This window comes from Elusimicrobium sp. An273, from assembly GCF_002159705.1.
GTDB lineage: Bacteria > Elusimicrobiota > Elusimicrobia > Elusimicrobiales > Elusimicrobiaceae > Avelusimicrobium > Avelusimicrobium gallicola.
Genome location: NZ_NFJD01000013.1, coordinates 1 through 613, shown reverse-complemented (window position 1 = coordinate 613; position 613 = coordinate 1). Strand labels below are relative to the sequence as shown.

Below are 613 nucleotides of genomic sequence, written 5' to 3'. Positions count from 1 at the left end.
ATGGCAAAGGAAAAATTTTCCCGCAGCAAACCGCACGTGAACGTGGGAACGATCGGGCACGTGGACCATGGTAAGACGACGTTAACGACGGCGATCACGAAGGTATTGGCGAAAGAAGGCAAAGCCAAAGCGATGGCGTACAGCGATATTGCCAAAGGCGGTGTCGTGCGTGACGCTTCCAAGATTGTAACGGTAGCGGTATCTCACGTAGAATACGAGACGGAGAAACGCCACTATGCGCACATTGACTGCCCCGGGCACGCGGATTATATTAAGAACATGATCACGGGTGCTGCGCAGATGGACGGTGCGATTTTGGTGGTATCGGCTGTAGACGGCCCGATGCCGCAGACGCGCGAACACGTATTGTTGGCCAAGCAGGTGAACGTACCGAAATTGGTAGTGTTCTTGAACAAAGTAGACTTGGTAGACGACAAAGATTTGTTGGACTTAGTAGAAGAAGAAATCCGCGACTTACTGGGCAAATATGAATTTGACCGGGATAACACGCCGATCATTCGCGGATCTGCCTTGAAAGCGATTGAAGGGGATCAGAGCGAATTGGGCGAACCTTCCATTCACAGATTGATGGATGCGTTGGACACTTGGATTC

At 51.1% G+C, this 613-nt stretch carries 1 protein-coding gene; it reads left to right on the top strand.

The window, feature by feature from the left end:
- The coding region (locus B5F75_RS07260) for a GTP-binding protein (RefSeq protein WP_143351278.1) at positions 1-613 on the top strand (613 nt) is incomplete at its 3' end.